The following is a 17,838-nucleotide window of genomic DNA, read 5'->3' on the forward strand; positions in this document are numbered from 1 at the left end:
AGCACCGGTCGTTGCCGGGCGGCAGCAATGTCTAAATTATCGCTGGCAAGTTAACGGAGGAGGATGAACGGCCGGTAAATGCCCCGGCCGTCAGGACCTGTGCCGGTCAGACGCGGGCGCGAACGGGCCGCAAAAGAAATGCAGGAAGATGTGAGTGATCGGCAGGCTCGGATTCGATCTCGCGATGGGCGCGCCGCGGTTCAGGCCGTCCGATCGAAGGCACGCGCGACGGCTGCGCCGCAGCGGGTGGCGTAAAGGCCCCAGCTTCCGGCTGCGGTCTGGCGCCGCGGCCAGCGCCCTTGGCATGCCGCGGTTCGCGCTCGGCGCTCTTGTCGCCACGTCTATCAGAATCCCTTGCGGCGCGCGGCTCACGTTCGCGGCGCGGCTTGCGGCCGCCGCGCGAGCCTTCCCGTGAACGATGTTCGCGCGGCTGATCGCCGTCCTCCGACGGCTCCGAGTGCACGGCGTAATCGCCCTCGGCGATGGGAATGGTTTGCCCGATCAGGCGTTCGATCGCAGCGAGCGATTTGCTGTCGAGCGGGCTGACGATCGAGATCGCCGTGCCGGCGCGCCCGGCGCGCCCCGTTCGACCGATGCGATGCACATAATCGTCGGCGTGATGCGGCACATCGAAATTGAAGACGTGGCTGACGGCGGGAATGTCGAGGCCGCGGGCGGCGACGTCGGAAGCCACCAGCAACGGAATCTCGCCCTTGCGGAATTGATCGAGCGCCGCGGTGCGCGCCGACTGGTCCATGTCGCCGTGCAGGGCGCCGACGCTGAAGCCGTGCTTCTGCAACGACTTGTGAACGACGGCGACCTCGCGCTTGCGGTTGCAGAAGATGATCGCGTTGTTGAGGTCCTTGGCGTCGCGCAGCAGGCGGCGAAGCAGCTCGCGCTTCTCATGCGGCTCACGGCCGCCATTGACCTTGAATTGCGACACGCCGGTCGCAGTCGTTGCCGGTCTCGAGACTTCGACTCTTTCAGGATTGTGCAGGAAGGTTTCGCTGATGCGGCTGATTTCCGGCGGCATCGTTGCGGTGAAGAACAGGGTCTGGCGCGTGAACGGCACCAGCTTGCAGATGCGTTCGATGTCGGGGATGAAGCCCATGTCCAGCATGCGGTCGGCTTCGTCGATGACCAGCAGTTCAACGCCGGTGAGCAGGAGACCGCCGCGTTCGGTGTGGTCGAGCAGGCGGCCGGGGGTTGCGATCAGGACGTCGACGCCGCGGGTCAGCTTGGAGTCCTGGTCGCCGAACGAGACGCCGCCGATCAGGAGCGCGACGTTGAGTTTCTGGCCGGCGCCGTATTTGTCGAAATTCTCTTTGACCTGGGCGGCGAGTTCGCGGGTCGGTTCGAGGATCAGGGTGCGGGGCATTCGTGCCCGGGCGCGGCCCTTTTCCAGAAGCGTGAGCATGGGCAGGACGAAGGCGGCGGTCTTGCCGGTGCCGGTCTGGGCGATGCCGAGGACGTCGCGGCGGGCCAGAACGTGCGGGATTGCCTGTTCCTGGATGGGGGTGGGGGTGGTGTACCCGGTGGCCGCAACTGCGGCGAGGACCTTATCGGAAAGGCCGAGATTGGAAAAAGACATTGAGCCTCTAGTCGACACCGCCGTTCGGAATCGAGGGTAAAAAGGCTGTCGCGTTTTGCCCCGAAACGGCGCGCTTTTGAAAAGCTGGGGGCTCTGACTTACGCAGACGAGCGGCTAACCTAAGGAATCGCGTTTCGGTCCAAGGCCGCTTTGAGCGCGAACATAGGGTCGAAATGGCCAAAGTCAATCTAGGAACCCCCATTGAAGCCCAAAAAGCTTAATGTTTTCGCACAAATAACGGCGAAAACCGTCATTTGGCCGTCAAATCAGGCCATCCCATTCCAATCAAGAGAAGCCGTTGAACCGTGGGCAACAGGCCGCCGACTATGGCATGAAGCGGTATCGCACGGCCCAAAGGACCAGATCGTGCGGATGGGGAATTCCATGAAGGGTTGGCTTACCAGACTGCTCGCGGTGACGAGCCTCGCAACGTGCATCGCTGCCTTTGCCGCGCCTGCGCAGGCGGAAAAGCGCGTGGCGCTGGTGGTCGGCAATAACGACTATCGGAACGTGCCCAAGCTGCAGAAGGCGGTCAACGACGCCCGCACCATGGGCGACACGCTCAAGCAGCTCGGCTTCACGGTGATGGTGGCGGAGAACCAGAACCGGCAGGCGTTCAGCCAGACGCTGCTGGCGTTCGACAAGGCGGTCGATGCCGGCGATACCGCGTTTTTCTTCTTCGCCGGTCACGGTTTCGAAATTGCAGGCCAGAACTTCCTGCTGCCGACCGACGTGCCGGCGGCGACCGAAGGGCAGGAAGAGCTGGTGCGCGACGCCTCTGTTCTCGCCGACCGCATCATCGAGCGGCTGCAGAACCGCAAGGTGCGCACCGCCATCCTGGTGTTCGATGCATGCCGCAACAATCCGTTCGAGCGTCCCGGCACGCGCGCGGTTGCCGGCGGCGGCGGTCTCGCCCCGATGACGCAATTGCCGGAAGGCGTGTTCTCGATCTTCTCGGCCGGGCCGCGGCAGACCGCGCTCGACCGGCTTTCCAACGACGACACCAATCCCAATTCGGTGTTCACGCGTACCTTCGCCAAGGAGCTGACGCAGCCGGGCGCTAACCTCGTTCAGGTCGCGCAGCGCACGCGGCGCGCGGTCAGCGAACTGGCGGAGACCGTCCGTCACAAGCAGATCCCGGTTTACTTCGACCAGATGGTCGACGACGTTTTTCTGAACGGTCTGGCGAAGGCGCAGCCCGAGGCTGCGGCGCAATCCGCCGAGCCGCTGCAGAAGCTTGCGGCCTTGCCGCCGGTGCAGCAACTCAAGCCGCAGAACGATTCCGTCAACGCGCCGATCGCGATGTTCTCGCGCCACAATGGCGGTTGGACCGTGGTGTTCTCGATCGCCGATCCGACGCTCGGCATTTCCTGGCGGATTGGCGAGAGCGGCAATTTCCGCGAGACCGGTTTCATGGACACGCTCGATCCGCGCACCCGCAAACGGATGCCCAACCCGTCGGTCGAACTGCCGGCCGATGCGCCGGCTGCCGTGATCCAGGTGCGTTATGTCGACACCAATGGCGAGCTGCAGGGGCCGTTCCCGATCCGGTTCGATCCTGAAGCCGCGCTGATCCGCGACCAGCGCAAGATCCTCGACATGACGGCGACGAGCTGGCTGTCGTTCCGCGACTTCAACGGCCTGCTGGTCTATTACACGCACCTGATGTCATATCGCTGCGCGATCCGCGAGGTGCGCGTCGGCATCGACTCGGCGGTGCCGGACAAGGTTTTGAAGCTTCCGCCCTGCGATCCCCGCGATCCCATCGCCATTCCGCATGATGCGACGCCTTATCTGAAGCTTGCGCCGCAAACCAGGTCGGTGTCGGTGGAGCTGACGTACCGCGATGGCAGCGTGTCGGAGATCAAAAGTTTCCGGCGGTAGGGTTTTCACTTCCGTCACAGCCCGCGCACGCACGGGTATCCAGTAGTTCACTTCATTGCGAGCGAAGCGAAGCAATCCATTCTTCCTTTCTGCCGCGCGATGGATTGCTTCGCTCGCAATAACGTTGAAGTGCTGAAGCCCCACCAGCCGTCATCCCCCGCGAAAGCAGGGGATCCAGTACGCCGTGGCTTCTCGATTCTATCACTGCTGTCTCTGGATACTGGATCACCCGCATTCGCGCATGCGCGGGTGATGACGACTGAATATGACTTCGCATTCTCGCGACGCACCGCGCCCGACGTTGTCCAAAACGTCATCCCTTGAAATCAACCGATGCGTGCAGGGTGGGGTATCTGCGCGGCGTGGATCGGGCGAGTGCAGGGCAGCGAAACAGCGGCGCGATAAAAGGCCGGATGTTCACCATACCGCCGGCCGAAATGGCTCCTCTTTTGGCCATCATGTGCCTGCATCCAAGTGGATTAGCCGACGCCTTGAAGAGCCGATCACTTCGGACGTCTGCGGTGTCGCTGTAGTTGCAGCATCCCGTTTGCAAAATCTGTTTTGAGTTGTGTTGCGTATGTCAGATGTAGCCGCCGCTCCAGTCCTGAGGCCGGGAATTCCAGCGTTCATCGCGGCCTGGCCGCAGTCCCGGTTCTGGTTGCTCAGTGTTGATGTTTACCCGGCACTGGCCGCAGCGGCGCTGCCATGGTCGACGAGCGCGGTCTCGATCTTTACGGCGGTGTGGTTGGCCATCGTGCTGCCCACGATTCACTGGCCGGCATTCTTCGAGTCCTTGCGTGCGCCGGCGCGGTCCGTGCCTCTGGCCTTCTTTGCACTGGCGCTTCTCGGCGTTCTCTGGGCCAGCGATACCGCTGCAGTAAAATTGCTGGGGCTCAGTCCCGTCGTAAAGCTCTTGGCCATTCCGCTTCTCATCTATCACTACCAGCGTTCCGAGCGCGGGCACTGGGTGCTGATTGCCTTCCTGGCTTCCTGCGTTCTCCTCATGGGCGTGTCATGGGCGACGTATTTCGCGGACTGGAAGCCATCGCCGAACGGCATGGCCGGCGTCCCCGTCAGAAACTACATCGACCAAAGCCACGAACTCGCGTTGTGCCTGTTTGCCGTCGCGCCGCTGCTGCTGTCATTTGCTGCAAACGGCCATCGCGCCTGGGCCATCGCGCTCGCGGCCATCATGCTGGGCTTCTACTGCGACATGCGGTTTGTTGCGACGTCGCGCACCACGCTGGTCTGCTTCCCCGTGCTGCTGGCCCTTTTTGCCTTCAAATATCTGAACCGGCGGCACGCAATTTATCTGCTCATATGTGCGGCGATCGTCGAGGGCGCTGTTCTGTTCACCTCACCCTATCTGCGCGACCGCGTCGAGCGCACGGTGCAGGACTCCCAGGTGACTGTGGATTCCAATGCCGCAACTCCGGCTGCGACCTCGAACGGCCTGCGGCTGGCCTATTGGCGCACGTCCATCAGATCGATATCGGAGGCGCCGATCTTCGGACACGGCACCGGATCGACCAAGCAGCTGTTTGAACGCGAAGCCGAAGGCAAGACCGGCGAGTGGGGCTGGTCCATTCGCAACCCGCACAACCAGACGCTTTATGCCGCCATCCAGTGGGGGGTGCTCGGCTGCCTCGTCCTGTATGCGATGTGGTACTTTCATCTACAGCTGTTTCGGGGATCGACGCTTGCGGCGTGGATCGGAATGGTGATCGTGGTCCAGAACTTCGTCAGCTCGCTGTTCAATTCCCATCTGTTCGATTTCCACGAAGGCTGGATCTACGTTCTCGGCGTCGGGGTGGTGGGTGGCATGGTCGCGCGGGCGCAGTCTCAATCCGCCTCAGGGCGCGGATAAGAGCTGGCCGGCATGATCCGGCCTTGAGCGATATCGACCGCCAAGCACGCGCCTCGGCGGCGGCGACCAATTCCCCTCGGGCGGAAGATACCCTACAGTTCGCGTGACACGATTGATGGGTTGCGCGATGAAGACACGCTGTTGCGTTGTCGGCGGCGGGCCGGCCGGCATGATGCTCGGATATCTGCTCGGACGGGCCGGCATCGACGTCGTGGTGCTGGAGAAGCACGCTGACTTCTTTCGCGATTTTCGCGGCGATACCGTGCATCCATCCACACTGCAGGTGATGGACGAACTCGGGCTGATCGAAGGATTCCTGAAGCTGCCGCATCAGCGCCTGCAGAAGATGGAAGGCATGTTCGGGGGAGAGGCCGTGCGGATCGCCGATCTGAGCCGGCTCCACGTCAAATATCCCTTCATCGCCTTCATGCCGCAGTGGGACTTTCTCAACTTCCTGCGCGAGAGCGGCAAGCGCTTCCCTTCGCTCAAGGTGATGATGTCGACCGAAGCGATCGATCTGCTTCGTGACGGCGAGCGCATCGCGGGCGTCAGGGCGAAGACGCCGGATGGAGTGATCGATATCGAGGCGGATCTCACCATTGCCTGCGACGGCCGCCATTCGCTGCTGCGCGAGCGCGCGGGCCTCAAGGTCGAGGAAATCGGCGCGCCGATGGACGTGCTGTGGTTTCGCGCCGGCAAGCGGGAGGGCGAAAGCGAGAACCTGTTTGCGCGGGTCGAGCCCGGCAAGATGATGGTGACCTTCGACCGTGGCGACTATTGGCAATGCGCGTTCGTCATTCCCAAGGGGCAGCATGAGGCGGTGAAGGCGAGGGGACTGCCCGCGCTGCTCGACGAGGTCGCGCGGATGGCGCCGATCCTCAAATCCGGACTGTCAGAGGTGAAGAGCTGGGACGACGTCAAGCTGTTGACCGTTGCGGTCAACCGGCTGCAGCGCTGGACGCGGCCGGGGCTGTTGTGCATCGGCGACGCCGCGCATGCGATGTCGCCGATCGGCGGCGTCGGCGTCAACCTCGCGGTGCAGGATGCGGTTGCGACCGCGAACCTGCTGGCATCGAAGCTGGTGAGCGGTTGTCCGTCGGAGGATGAACTCGACGCGGTGCGCCGGCGCCGCGCGTTTCCGGTGCGGATGACGCAGCGGATGCAGGTGGTCGTGCAGAACAACATCGTCAACGCTGCGCTGAAGCCGGGCAACCAGCCGCTGAAGGTTCCGTTCGTGATGCGGCTGGTCACCGCGATGCCGTGGCTGCAAGGCATCACGGCGCGATTCGTGGGCCTGGGCGTGCGGCCTGAGCATGTGCACTCGCCGGGCGGCTAGTTAGTGCCGGACCAAGAACAAAAAGCCCCGGACGATGCCGGGGCTTTGAGTTGTTGAAGGTTATAAGGTAGTAGCCGGATCAGTACTTGGATCAGTACTTGGCGACCACCGGACCGCCGAAGCGATAGCTGATACCGCCACGCACCGTGTGGAACACCGGATCATGCTCATACGTGAAGCCGGGGAACGAGAAGACAGAGTTGTTCCGGAAGCTGCCGAAGTCGGTGTAGCGATACTCGAGACGGGCCGACCAGTTCGGCGTGAAGCCGTATTCCCAGCCTGCACCCACGGTCCAGCCAGTACGGGTGGTGGAGTGGGTTTCAAAAAGGGTGTTCGCGAACACGTAGGTGTGGTCCATATCAGCCCACGCCGCACCGCCGGTCACGTAGAGCAGCGAGTTGTTGAAGGCCAAACCGAGGCGGCCACGGATAGAGGCCTGCGCATCGATCCGGAAGTCCGTGCCGTTCAGGTTTGCAAGGCGGTAACCGCCCTTGATGTCCGCGCCTTCAATGTCGCCTTCGAGACCGAAGACGAACTGACCGACCTGCCAGTTGTAGCCAAGGTGACCACCGCCAACGAAGCCATCAGTGTTGAAACCCCGGCTGAAGTTGTTGGGCAGGCCTGTTGCGGTGACGAACTCAGTGGTGCTGTTGTCACCCCAAGCGTAACCGACCTGTGCACCGATGTAGAAACCGGTCCAATTGTAGACGGCGACGACAGGCGCGGGTGCCTTGGTGTAAGGCCGGGCGGCCAGATCGGCGGCCGAGGCGCTGGCAGTGCCGATGACCAGAGCGGCGGCGGCGATGGCGAACTTTTTCATTATTTTCCCCAATTTTCAGACAAGTAATGCGAGCAATTGATGCTGATGCAACATATCCCAGGAGTCGCACCAAGGCTGTCACCTGCACGCCACAGTCGCAAACCTTCGAACACTTCCGGGCCAGGACATTGCCCGACAGTGGCCGCTAATCGGCTCCGAACCGGGCAAAACACCGAGATTTCGGCGGTTTTGCCGTCGGTCCGCGCTCTTCGGCCCAATCATTTGCATGGCAGCGTTAATAGGAACCGAAGAAGCGGTCTGCCTATCCTGTAACAAAATACCGCCATTGAGGGAGAATCACGCTGCCGGTAACACAGTTCGAACGCCACCGTTGCTGGCTGGTTACAGCCTTTCCTGCCGCTATGGACAACTTCGCAACAGGATTTCAGCACCACGATCCCGTCGGCCGAGGTTTTGTCCGAGCTGCAGGTTCCGCGGCCCAGTCGTCGCGAAGTACTGATCACAGGCAAATATCAGGCGAACTCTGGTCCCCGCTTCCCGTCTACCCCATCACCGAATATCCGCCGTCGACGGGAATCGCAGTGCCGGTGACAAAGTCAGACGCGGGCGAGGCGAGGAACACGGCGATGCCGGCAAAGTCGCCGATCGCGCCCCAGCGCGCCGCCGGCGTGCGCGCCAGCACGCGGTCGTGCAGGCCGTCGATCTCCTGGCGGGCGCGCTTGGTGAGGTCGGTGTCGATCCAGCCCGGCAGCACGGCATTGGCCTGGATGTTGTCGGCCGCCCAGGCGCAGGCACAGGACCGCGTGAACTGCACGATGCCGCCCTTGCTCGCGGCATAGGCCGGCGTGAAGCTGGCGCCGAAGATCGACATCATCGAGCCGATATTGATGATCTTGCCGCCGCCCGCTGCCTTCATCGCGGGGTAGACCGCCTGCGAGCACAGGAAGGCGCTGGTGAGGTTGGTCTGGATCACGCTGTTCCACTCGGCAATGTCGAGTGCATGCGGCGGCTTGCGAATGTTGATGCCGGCATTGTTGACGAGGATATCGATGCGGCCGAGCTCACGCATGACGCGCTCGGCCATCGCAGCGACCGCGGCCTTGTCGGTGACGTCGGCCGCGACCGCAATCGCCTTGGCGCCGCCCTGCGCAAGCTCCGCGACGGCGCCGGCCGACTTGGCCTCGTTGCGGCCGACGATGGCGACCGCAGCACCCGCCTGTGCGAGGCCGCGGGCCATGCCGAGCCCGATGCCGCCATTGCCGCCGGTGACGATGGCTACCTTGCCAGTGAGGTCGAAGAGTTTTGTTGTCATGTGCGCTTCCTTCCTTGTCATGCCCGGGCTTGTCCCGGGCATCCACGTCTTCCTTGCCGCCGATGTTTAAAGACGTGGATGGCCGGGACAAGCCCGGCCATGACGAGCGAAAAGCACGCATGCGCCAATCTAACGATTGCCTTGCCAGATCATGATCAGTCCGAGGGCGCCGAGCAGCGCGCCATAGCCGGCCCATTGCAGTTGATTGACCATGAAGCTCGATGACGGCCACGGAAACACGCCGGTGCCCTGACCGATCCATAGGAGGCCGATCGCAAGCGCCAGAAAGCCGATGATCGAAAGCGATCTGGCCATGGCTGTTCTCCCTGAATGGCTGTTCTCCCTGATTGCCGTCCCGGTTGCTACGCGCCGCGCGGCCCATCGTGCGCTTCTGATCGTGCGTTCTCCTGGGCCGCCGCAGGAAACCGTTGCCGCCGGCGGCCGTAGCTTCCGATCGAATAGAAAGCCGGCCGGCTCCGCAAGGCCGGAAGTCGCGGCGCCATCTCGAGGGGCATCATGAACCGCCGAACCGTCATTCTCACGCTGGCGCTTGTCCTCGCAGCGGTCTTGGGCGTCTACGGTCGTGGCCGCGTCAGGCTATGGCAAGCGGACCGACGATCCGCCGCTGGTGATGTCAGGTATCGGCCGCGCTGAGGCGATGGCTTATCGTGACAGCCGGGGGCAGGGGATAACGGAAACGGACTGGTCCGAGATCGAATTCCGCTTGCGGCGCGTGTACCGCTTCCTGAAGGCGGGAGTGGCTGGCGATCAAGACGGTTCGAAAAGATCCCAAATCCGGACAACAAAAAAGCCCCGGACGATGCCGGGGCTTTTGAAGTGCCGATTTAGAAGAAATCAGTACCGGGCGGCGACCGGAGGGCCACCCCAGTTGAAGCGGTAGACCAGCGAGGTGCTGATGGTCTGCGTCCAGGGCTTGAAGGTCACAGCGGTGCCGGTCGGACCGCCGCCGAAGGCAGGCGTGACCGTCCCTGGCAAGGTGACGCGGTCATAGAAAGCAGAGCGATACTCTGTCTTCATGAACCAGCCGGGAGCCGAGATGCCGAAAAGGTCCAGGTTGTTCTCGACGCCGCCGCCGATGAACCATCCATTCCGATCGAAGGAGGGCGTGGTGTAGAAGCCAGGGCCACCGCCAGCGGCGAGAGTGCTCTGGGTAGTACCTGACCACTCTGAACCAGAATAGCCAGCATTCACGTAAGACAATACATTGGGAGCCACCAGATAGCCCAACCGCACACCGGCGGCATAGCTCGTCTCGAGCTTCATACGACCTTCGGTGGCGAAGGTAGGATCGCCGAGGGAGCCGCGGATATCTCCGAATTGCGCGTCACCGAAAATACCGGCCACCCATCGGCCAGCGAACTGCATATCATAGCCGGCACCGACCGTTCCGAACCAGCCGCTGCCGCCAAACCGCTGATCGCGGGTGATGGCAATAGCACCGGGGAAGGTCTGCACGTTGCTATCGGCGTTCCAGAGCCCGCCACCACCACCGCCGAAGACGTAGAAGCCGGTCCAGTTGTATACCGGGGCCACGGGGGCCGGCGCCTTGGCGTAAGGGCGAGCTCCGAGATCAGCTGCAACGGCCGGGGCCGAGAAGGTCGCTGCCGCAGCCAGCGCGATCATCAATTTCTTCATTTTCAAGTCCCTCACCTAAGGTGCCCCAGTAGACCCCACTGGGGTGCGCGAGCGCCGATTCCCAAAATCCAGTAGCGTGACTATACGCAGTTCCGCCGAAATTGCTGTTGCGTGAGGAACACAGGTGCCCGAAATCGGCGGTTGCGAAACCGCCCAGAAAACAGGCACAAATCGGCGTTATCCGGCCATATAGGCCGGAAATCGCCCGAAAAAGGGCCTGAAAGCGGCGATTCAGACGTCCAGCAGGTCGTCGCTGGCGAATTCAGCCTTGTCGGAGATGAAGGCGAACCTGGCCTCGGCCTTGGTTCCCATCAGCCGTTCGACAGAATCGGCGGTGCCGTCGCGGTCGTCGGCCAGCAGCACCACGCGGAGCAGCGTGCGCTTCCCCGGGTCCATGGTGGTTTCCTTGAGCTGCGCCGGCATCATCTCGCCGAGGCCTTTGAAGCGGCCGACATCGACCTTGGCGTTGGCGTTGAACTCGCTCTTCAAGAGCGTGTCCTTGTGGGCTTCGTCGCGGGCGTAAACCGTCTTGCTGCCATGGGTGAGACGATAAAGCGGCGGCACCGCGAGATAGAGGTGGCCCTCATCGATCAGCCGCGGCGTCTGCCGGTAGAAGAACGTAATCAGCAGTGATGCGATATGCGCGCCGTCGACGTCGGCGTCGGTCATGATGATGATGCGCGAATAGCGCAGATCCTCTTCGCGATAATGCGCCAGCGTACCGCAGCCGATCGCCTGCATCAGGTCGGCGAGCTGCGCGTTCTGCATCAGCTTGTCCTTGCCGGCGGAAGCGACGTTGAGGATTTTGCCGCGCAAGGGAAGCACGGCCTGGGTCTTGCGGTCTCGCGCCTGTTTCGCGCTGCCGCCGGCCGAGTCGCCTTCGACGATGAAGAGCTCGGAGCCTTCGGTTGCGGTGTTGGTGCAGTCGGCGAGCTTGCCGGGCAGGCGCAGCTTCTTCACTGCGGTCTTGCGCGAGGTTTCCTTCTCGGCGCGGCGGCGCAGCCGCTCGTCGGCGCGCTCGATGACGAAATCGAGCAGCTTGTTGGCCTGCAGCGGATTGCCCGACAGCCAGTGATCGAACGGATCCTTGATCGCCTGCTCGACGATCTTCTGCGCTTCGGCAGTCGCGAGACGATCCTTGGTCTGGCCCTGGAATTCCGGCTCGCGCACGAACACTGAGAGCATCACGGCAGCGCCCACCATGACGTCTTCCGACGTCACGGGCGCGGCGCGCTTGCCCTGGCCGATGCGCTCGGCGTGGTCTTTCAGGCCGCGCAGCATCGCGCTGCGCAGGCCGGATTCGTGGGTGCCGCCATCAGGCGTCGGCACCGTGTTGCAGTAGGAGGAGAGGAAGCCGTCGGCATCCGCGGTCCAGGCGACCGCCCACTCGCAGGCGCCATGGGCGCCGTTGCGGCCTGATTTGCCGGAGAAGATATCCGGGTGCACCAGCGTGTCGGCGTGGATCGCCGCGCCGAGATAATCTTTCAGGCCGCCCGGGAAGTGGAAACTATCCTCGGCAGGCACGTCCTCGACGCCCTTCAGCAGCGAAGGATCGCAGCGCCAGCGGATCTCGACGCCGCCGAACAGATAGGCCTTCGAGCGCGTCATCTTGAACAGGCGCTGCGGCTTGAAGGCGGCCTTGGCGCCGAAGATGTCGGTATCAGGCTTGAAGCGGATGCGGGTGCCGCGGCGATTGTTGATCTTGCCGAGGTCTTCGAGCTTGCCCTTGGGATGGCCGCGCTCAAAACTCATGCGATAGAGCTTCTGGCTGCGCGCGACTTCGACCTCGAGCCGCGAGGACAGCGCGTTGACGACGGAGACGCCGACGCCGTGCAGACCGCCCGAGGTTTCGTAAACCTTGGAGTCGAATTTGCCGCCCGAGTGTAGCGTGCACATGATGACTTCGAGCGCCGACTTCTTCGGAAATTTCGGATGCGGATCGACCGGGATGCCGCGGCCGTTGTCGGTGACCGTCAGGAATCCGTCGGCGCTCAGCTCCACCTCGATGAAGGAGGCGTGCCCCGCCAGGGCTTCGTCCATGGCGTTGTCGATGACTTCGGCGAACAGATGGTGCAGCGCCTTTTCATCGGTGCCGCCGATATACATGCCGGGACGCCGGCGCACCGGCTCCAATCCCTCCAGCACCTCGATGTCGGCCGCGGTATAGCCGGCCTCGGCGCTGGTTCCCCGCGAGGCGGCCTTGGGCGCGGTGCGGCCCTTCGCTTCCGCGCCGAAAAGGTCATTGGCGGATTTTGGTTTTGCAGCTGATTTCAATGGCTTGGACATGGCTCTTTAGGTGTTGCGCGCGAATCTCGCGCGAGCGAATCGGTTTGTCTGACTATGGCACGGATGGGCTCAAAAGGTGACGCTGGGCAAAGCGCGATCGCGCCTTCTTCGGCCGCTGCACCTGTTGGCGAGCCCTCTATCAGGCCTGCACGCCGCTGAACAGATGATCGTAACGCCCTGTTCCATGGTCCGGAGAAAGTGCGGTTTTTGCTGGCATTGAAGACGGCTGCAGCCGCCGCGAATGAGGGCTGATCACAAGCCGTCCCCACCATTGTGACTTGAAGTCACGCAACCGGCTGGCTTAGCTGTCATGAGCCTTGAATCGGAGGAATTCAATGGCACAAACGGGGCTGGGAAGGCACTCAAGACATGGAAGACTATGTGCGCGCGCTGGCTGATTTCGTGCGCGACAATCAGGCCTGGGCCGCTCCAATTGTTCTGCTGCTGGCATTCGGCGAATCGCTTGCCTTCGTTTCGCTGATCGTGCCGGCCTGGGGCGCGCTGGTCGCGATCGGCGCGCTGATCGGCGTCAGCGGCATCAGCTTCTGGCCGGTCTGGCTCGCCGGCGGCATTGGGGCTGCGCTCGGCGACTGGGTCTCCTACTGGTTCGGCTATCGCTACAAAGAGCACGTCGCCGAGATGTGGCCACTGTCGCGCTATCCCGAGATCCTGCCGCGCGGCGAGGCGTTCGTGAAAAAATGGGGCGTGCCCTCGATCTTCATCGGCCGCTTCTTCGGGCCGCTGCGCGCCTCGGTGCCGCTCGCCGCCGGCATTTTTGAAATGTCCTACTGGCCATTCCAGATCGCCAATTTCGTTTCGGCGCTGGTGTGGTCGGCCGTCCTGCTGCTGGTCGGCGACGTCATGGGCAAGCTCGCCGAATGGCTGTGGCGGCTGGCGTAAGGCAGGCTGGAATAAGCTGACGGCAGAGGTGTTAGCTCCCACAATACCCGAGCCATCTTCGCATTGCCGTCACCCGGCTGTCGTCGCGCCAACGCAGAATCGCTGATAGGTTCGGCGCGACCGAACAAGGGCCGGCAAAAAACGCGAATTCCCGCGAACCGCATCTATCGTCTCACTGGGGAGAACATCACTATGGAATTGACACGTCGTCACGCACTCGCCGGCGCTGCAGCGCTCGCCGCCACGCCGCTCTTGCCGCAAGCACTCGCCAAGGCGGCCGCGCCGGTCGCGGAAAAGCAGGCGCCGAGTTTCTATCGCTACAAGGTGGGCGATGCCCAGGTGACGGCCATCTCCGACGGCGTCAACAATTTTGCGCTGCCCGATACGTTCGTGCTCAACGTCAAGAAGGACGAGGTCAACGCGGCGCTCGAAAAGAACTTCATGCCGAAGGACAAGATGTCGATCCAGTTTGCGCCGCTGGTGATCAACACCGGCGGCAAGCTGGTGGTGGTCGACACCGGCAACGGCGCCGCCGCCTTTGCCTTGAGCAAGGGCAATGTCGGACAGTTCGGCGCCAACATGGTCGCCGCAGGCTTCGATCCCCGTGCCGTCGACATGGTGGTGATCTCGCACTTCCACGGCGACCACATCAACGGCCTTTTGACCGCCGATAACAAGCCGGCATTCCCCAATGCCGAGGTGCTGGTGCCGGCGGCTGAATGGAAATACTTCATGGATGACGGCGAGATGAGCCGGGCGCCGGAAGGGCGGATGCAGACCGTGTTCAAGAACGCTCGCCGTGTGTTCGAGGCGGGGCTGAACAAGAAGGCTACGCCCTATGAATGGGGCAAGGAAGTTGCCCCCGGACTGACGGCGGTGGAAACCATCGGCCACACGCCGGGTCACACCTCCTATGTGCTCGCCTCCGGCTCCGACAAGGTGTTCATCCAGTCCGACGTCACCAACCTGCCGGCGCTGTTCGTCGCCAATCCCGGCTGGCACCTGATGTTCGACCAGGATCCGGCACTGGCGGAAAAGACCCGCCGCCGGGTCTACGACATGCTGGTCGCCGACAAGATGCGGGTGCAGGGCTTCCATTATCCGTTCCCGGCCAATGGCTTTGTCGAGAAGGACGGCAATGGTTACCGGCTGATCCCGGCGCCGTGGAATCCGGTGATCTGACGCGGAGCGTCATTCCGGGGCGATGCGCAGCATCGAACTATGGGGCGCCCTTGCGCCCCTGAGAACCTCGAGATTCCGGGTCTGGTCCTAACGGACCATCCCGGAAGGACCAGCCACCTTGACGTTTGGCGGGCGCGGCCTTATAGCCGCGCCCATGATCAACGCCTCGACCATCGCCATCGCTCGCCGCCGCCGCGCCATCGCGGTTCGGGCGGTCGTCTGCGTTTAAGATCATCGCCCCTGCCGCCGGATCCGGTCCCGCGGCTTCTTCCTTTTCCAGAAATCGCGGACTGAACTGGCGGCTCCTACGTCACGCAGGAGTTTGAGATGTATACGCCACCACCGTTCAAGTCCGACCGTGCCGCGAGCCTTGCGTTCGCGGAAGCGCGCGGCTTTGGGCTGGCCTGCGCGTGGGATGGCGCAAAGCCGGTCGCCTCGTCGCTGCCGTTCTATCTGACCTCGGCCAATGACGGCACGCCGCGCGCGGCGTTTCATGTCGCGCGTCACAATCCGCTGGTAAAGCTCGCGGACGGAACCACGTCCTGGCTGTTGGCCGTCAACGGCGTGGATGCCTATGTGTCGCCGGACTGGTACGTTTCGCCGGATCAGGTGCCGACCTGGCTCTATCAGGCGGTGCACCTGACCGGGCCGGTGCGGGCGATGTCCGACGACGAACTCGCCGCGCAGATCGAGGCGCTCAGCGCCAAGTTCGAAGCGCGGCTGCTGCCGAAAAAGCCGTGGCTGTCGTCGAAGATGACGGCCGGGCGGCTGGAAGCGATGAAGAAGGCGATCGTGGGTCTTGAGATGACAGTTGAAGGGGTTGAAGGCAGCTTCAAGCTGAACCAGCACAAATCCGAGACCGACTATGCCGCGGTTGCCGGTGCGCTTGGCATGCAGGCCGACGCCAGCGCGCAGGGGATTGCGCAGTTGATGAAAGAGGCACGGCCGCAAGCCTTTGCCGACGAAACGAACCAGATCGAAAGGACCGGGCCATGACCCTCACCGACAGCCACCAGCCCAAGACCACTGGCGCTGCGGCAAAATCCGCCGTGTTCGTCGACGGTGCGTCCGGAACCACGGGCCTTGGCATTCAGGAGCGCCTGCGGCTGCAGAACGACGTCGTCGTGAAGAGCATTGCTGAAGACAAGCGCAAGGATGCCGGCGCCAAGCGGGCGCTGATGGAGGAGGTCGATCTCGTCATCCTCTGCCTGCCTGACGATGCCGCGAAGGAAACCGTTGCGCTGATCGACAGCATGGGCGCATCGGCGCCCAAGGTGCTCGACGCCTCGACCGCGTTTCGGGTCGCCGGCGACTGGACGTACGGATTTCCGGAGCTCACGTCGGACCAAGCCGACAAGATCAGGGCGGCGCGAAAAGTCTCCAATCCCGGCTGCTATCCGACCGGCGGGATTGCGCTGCTGCGGCCGCTGGTCGATGCCGGGTTGTTGCAGGCAGACTATCCGGTGACGATCAACGCGGTCTCGGGCTATTCGGGCGGCGGCAAGTCGATGATCGCGAGTTTTGAGGATGGCAGCGCGCCGTCCTTCGAATTGTATGGCCTCGGCTTCGAGCACAAGCATCTGCCGGAGACGCAGCTTTACTCAAAGCTGACGCGGCGGCCGATCTTCGTGCCGTCGGTCGGCAACTACCGGCAGGGCATGCTGGTGTCGGTGCCGCTGCATCTCGACACGCTGACGGGCAAGCCCGGTGGACCCGATCTGCACGCGGCGCTTGCGAAACGTTACGCGGGAAGCAAGTACGTTTCGGTCATGCCGCTCGAGAACGCGGCGACCAAGGGCGGGCGGCTGGAGCCGGAGGCGCTCAACGAGACCAACAAACTGGAGCTCTACGTCTTCGCCAGCGACAAGCATGGTCAGGCGGTTCTGGTCGCGCGGCTCGACAATCTCGGCAAGGGGGCCTCGGGCGCCGCGGTGCAGAACATGCGGCTGATGCTGGGGCTTGCCGAACAGTAGCCTGAAAGGAACGCGTGATGAGCTCGAAGAAGAAGATCGGCATCCTCGGCGCCTCCGGCTACACCGGAGCCGACGCGGTGCGCCTGTTGGCGCGGCATCCGAGTGCCGAGATTACGGCGCTCACGGCCAATACCCATGCCGGCAAGGCCATGAGCGAGGTGTTCCCGCATTTCTTCATGCTGGACCTGCCGAAGCTTGTCGAATGGGAAAAGGTCGACTGGACCACGCTCGACGCCGTCTTCTGCGGGCTGCCGCACGGCACCACGCAGGAGATCATCGCCGCCGTCCTCAAGGCCAATCCGAAGATCAAGGTTCTCGACATGTCCGCCGATTTCCGGCTGCGCGACAAGGACACCTATGCGCAATGGTACGGCCACGAACACCGGGCGCTCGAACTGCAAGGCGAGGCGGTCTACGGCCTGACCGAATTCTACCGGGAGAAGATCGCGTCGGCGCGCCTCGTCGCCTGCCCCGGTTGCTATCCGACCGCAGTGCTGCTGGCACTGGTGCCGCTGGCGAAGGCAAAGCTGATCGACGTCGACGACATCGTCATCGATGCGAAATCCGGTGTCACCGGCGCCGGCCGCGGGCTGAAGCAGAACACGCTGTTCAGCGAGGCGGGCGAGGGGCTGTCGCCCTATTCGGTCGGCACCCACCGGCATGCGCCCGAGATCGAGCAGGAGATCGGCGTTGCGGCGGGAACGGCGGTGACTGTGAACTTCACGCCGCATCTGATCCCGATGGCGCGCGGCGAACTATGCACGTCCTATGTCAGACTCGCGGGCGGCGCGACGCCGGACGATCTGCGGGGTGCGCTGGAGAAGGCGTATGCCAACGAGCCGTTCGTGCATGTCGCCAGAAAGGGCGTGCTGCCGCAGACCCAGAACGTGCGCGGCTCGAACTACGTTCAGATCGGCGTCGTCGCCGACCGCATCAAAAACCGGGCGATCGTAATTTCCACGCTCGACAATCTGGTGAAAGGCTCGGCCGGTCAGGCGATCCAGAACATGAACCTGATGTTCGGGCTGCCCGAGACGGCGGGGCTTGAGCAGATCGCGCTGTTCCCGTGA

The 17,838-nt window shown here is 63.2% G+C and carries 14 protein-coding genes; 8 read left to right on the forward strand and 6 right to left on the reverse strand.

The window, feature by feature from the left end; translation table 11 throughout:
* Positions 1–106 precede the first annotated feature (106 nt).
* Complete coding sequence (locus LMTR21_RS19675) at positions 107–1,591, reverse strand: DEAD/DEAH box helicase (RefSeq protein ID WP_065756310.1); 1,485 nt, start codon at positions 1,589–1,591, stop codon at positions 107–109.
* Positions 1,592–1,975: 384 nt separating this feature from the next.
* Between LMTR21_RS19675 and LMTR21_RS19680 the strand changes: the two genes are divergently transcribed.
* The 3 genes from LMTR21_RS19680 (at position 1,976) to LMTR21_RS19690 (ending at position 6,678) form a co-directional block, all read left to right on the forward strand.
* A complete protein-coding gene (locus LMTR21_RS19680; protein WP_065756309.1) occupies positions 1,976–3,475 on the forward strand; it encodes a caspase family protein in 1,500 nt (499 codons plus the stop codon).
* A gap of 577 nt (positions 3,476–4,052) precedes the next feature.
* Entirely contained in the window at positions 4,053–5,342 is a 1,290-nt protein-coding gene (locus LMTR21_RS19685) for an O-antigen ligase family protein (protein WP_065756308.1), read from the forward strand.
* A gap of 127 nt (positions 5,343–5,469) precedes the next feature.
* Positions 5,470–6,678, forward strand: a complete 1,209-nt coding sequence (locus tag LMTR21_RS19690; protein ID WP_141688631.1) for an FAD-dependent oxidoreductase — start codon at positions 5,470–5,472, stop codon at positions 6,676–6,678.
* Between the two features lie 91 nt (positions 6,679–6,769).
* On the opposite strand, the gene LMTR21_RS19695 is transcribed toward LMTR21_RS19690, so the two are convergent.
* The 5 genes from LMTR21_RS19695 to parE form a co-directional block, all read right to left on the reverse strand.
* A complete protein-coding gene (locus LMTR21_RS19695) occupies positions 6,770–7,498 on the reverse strand; it encodes an outer membrane protein (RefSeq protein WP_065756307.1) in 729 nt (242 codons plus the stop codon).
* 502 nt (positions 7,499–8,000) lie between these two features.
* Entirely contained in the window at positions 8,001–8,771 is a 771-nt protein-coding gene (locus LMTR21_RS19700; protein ID WP_065756306.1) for an SDR family NAD(P)-dependent oxidoreductase, read from the reverse strand.
* Between the two features lie 129 nt (positions 8,772–8,900).
* Positions 8,901–9,086, reverse strand: a complete 186-nt coding sequence (locus LMTR21_RS19705) for a hypothetical protein (protein ID WP_065756305.1) — start codon at positions 9,084–9,086, stop codon at positions 8,901–8,903.
* Positions 9,087–9,626: 540 nt separating this feature from the next.
* Entirely contained in the window at positions 9,627–10,427 is an 801-nt protein-coding gene (locus LMTR21_RS19710) for an outer membrane protein (protein ID WP_065756304.1), read from the reverse strand.
* Positions 10,428–10,658: 231 nt separating this feature from the next.
* Complete coding sequence (gene parE, locus LMTR21_RS19715) at positions 10,659–12,713, reverse strand: DNA topoisomerase IV subunit B (RefSeq protein WP_065756303.1); 2,055 nt, start codon at positions 12,711–12,713, stop codon at positions 10,659–10,661.
* 369 nt (positions 12,714–13,082) lie between these two features.
* Here parE and LMTR21_RS19720 point away from each other — a divergent pair, with 369 nt between their 5' ends.
* The 5 genes from LMTR21_RS19720 to argC (LMTR21_RS19740) all read left to right on the forward strand — a co-directional run bounded on the left by LMTR21_RS19720 (position 13,083) and on the right by argC (LMTR21_RS19740) (position 17,838).
* On the forward strand, positions 13,083–13,613 hold the full coding sequence (locus LMTR21_RS19720; RefSeq protein WP_065756302.1) for a DedA family protein: 531 nt from the start codon (positions 13,083–13,085) through the stop codon (positions 13,611–13,613).
* A gap of 192 nt (positions 13,614–13,805) precedes the next feature.
* Positions 13,806–14,795 carry an MBL fold metallo-hydrolase gene (locus LMTR21_RS19725; protein WP_065756301.1) on the forward strand — a complete coding sequence of 330 codons (990 nt, stop codon included), beginning with the start codon at positions 13,806–13,808 and terminating at the stop codon, positions 14,793–14,795.
* 327 nt (positions 14,796–15,122) lie between these two features.
* Positions 15,123–15,791 carry an FMN-binding negative transcriptional regulator gene (locus LMTR21_RS19730; protein ID WP_065756300.1) on the forward strand — a complete coding sequence of 223 codons (669 nt, stop codon included), beginning with the start codon at positions 15,123–15,125 and terminating at the stop codon, positions 15,789–15,791.
* On the forward strand, positions 15,788–16,768 hold the full coding sequence (gene argC, locus LMTR21_RS19735) for an N-acetyl-gamma-glutamyl-phosphate reductase (RefSeq protein WP_065756299.1): 981 nt from the start codon (positions 15,788–15,790) through the stop codon (positions 16,766–16,768). Before LMTR21_RS19730 ends, argC (LMTR21_RS19735) begins: the two co-directional genes overlap by 4 nt.
* A gap of 17 nt (positions 16,769–16,785) precedes the next feature.
* Positions 16,786–17,838 (forward strand): N-acetyl-gamma-glutamyl-phosphate reductase, encoded by a 1,053-nt coding sequence (gene argC / locus LMTR21_RS19740; RefSeq protein ID WP_065756298.1) that lies wholly within the window; start codon positions 16,786–16,788, stop codon positions 17,836–17,838.

This window comes from Bradyrhizobium paxllaeri, assembly GCF_001693515.2.
In the GTDB taxonomy this organism is placed as follows: domain Bacteria; phylum Pseudomonadota; class Alphaproteobacteria; order Rhizobiales; family Xanthobacteraceae; genus Bradyrhizobium; species Bradyrhizobium paxllaeri.

What these genes read in the sequence shown, in the direction of transcription:
- LMTR21_RS19710 (WP_065756304.1), bottom strand. Translation starts at nt 10,427, where the DNA reads ATGAAGAAATTGATGATCGCGCTGGCTGCGGCAGCGACCTTCTCGGCC.
- LMTR21_RS19690 (WP_141688631.1), top strand. Translation starts at nt 5,470, where the DNA reads ATGAAGACACGCTGTTGCGTTGTCGGCGGCGGGCCGGCCGGCATGATG.
- LMTR21_RS19685 (WP_065756308.1), top strand. Translation starts at nt 4,053, where the DNA reads ATGTCAGATGTAGCCGCCGCTCCAGTCCTGAGGCCGGGAATTCCAGCG.
- LMTR21_RS19695 (WP_065756307.1), bottom strand. Translation starts at nt 7,498, where the DNA reads ATGAAAAAGTTCGCCATCGCCGCCGCCGCTCTGGTCATCGGCACTGCC.
- LMTR21_RS19720 (WP_065756302.1), top strand. Translation starts at nt 13,083, where the DNA reads ATGGAAGACTATGTGCGCGCGCTGGCTGATTTCGTGCGCGACAATCAG.
- LMTR21_RS19680 (WP_065756309.1), top strand. Translation starts at nt 1,976, where the DNA reads ATGAAGGGTTGGCTTACCAGACTGCTCGCGGTGACGAGCCTCGCAACG.
- argC (WP_065756298.1), top strand. Translation starts at nt 16,786, where the DNA reads ATGAGCTCGAAGAAGAAGATCGGCATCCTCGGCGCCTCCGGCTACACC.
- parE (WP_065756303.1), bottom strand. Translation starts at nt 12,713, where the DNA reads ATGTCCAAGCCATTGAAATCAGCTGCAAAACCAAAATCCGCCAATGAC.
- LMTR21_RS19700 (WP_065756306.1), bottom strand. Translation starts at nt 8,771, where the DNA reads ATGACAACAAAACTCTTCGACCTCACTGGCAAGGTAGCCATCGTCACC.
- LMTR21_RS19725 (WP_065756301.1), top strand. Translation starts at nt 13,806, where the DNA reads ATGGAATTGACACGTCGTCACGCACTCGCCGGCGCTGCAGCGCTCGCC.
- argC (WP_065756299.1), top strand. Translation starts at nt 15,788, where the DNA reads ATGACCCTCACCGACAGCCACCAGCCCAAGACCACTGGCGCTGCGGCA.
- LMTR21_RS19675 (WP_065756310.1), bottom strand. Translation starts at nt 1,591, where the DNA reads ATGTCTTTTTCCAATCTCGGCCTTTCCGATAAGGTCCTCGCCGCAGTT.
- LMTR21_RS19705 (WP_065756305.1), bottom strand. Translation starts at nt 9,086, where the DNA reads ATGGCCAGATCGCTTTCGATCATCGGCTTTCTGGCGCTTGCGATCGGC.
- LMTR21_RS19730 (WP_065756300.1), top strand. Translation starts at nt 15,123, where the DNA reads ATGTATACGCCACCACCGTTCAAGTCCGACCGTGCCGCGAGCCTTGCG.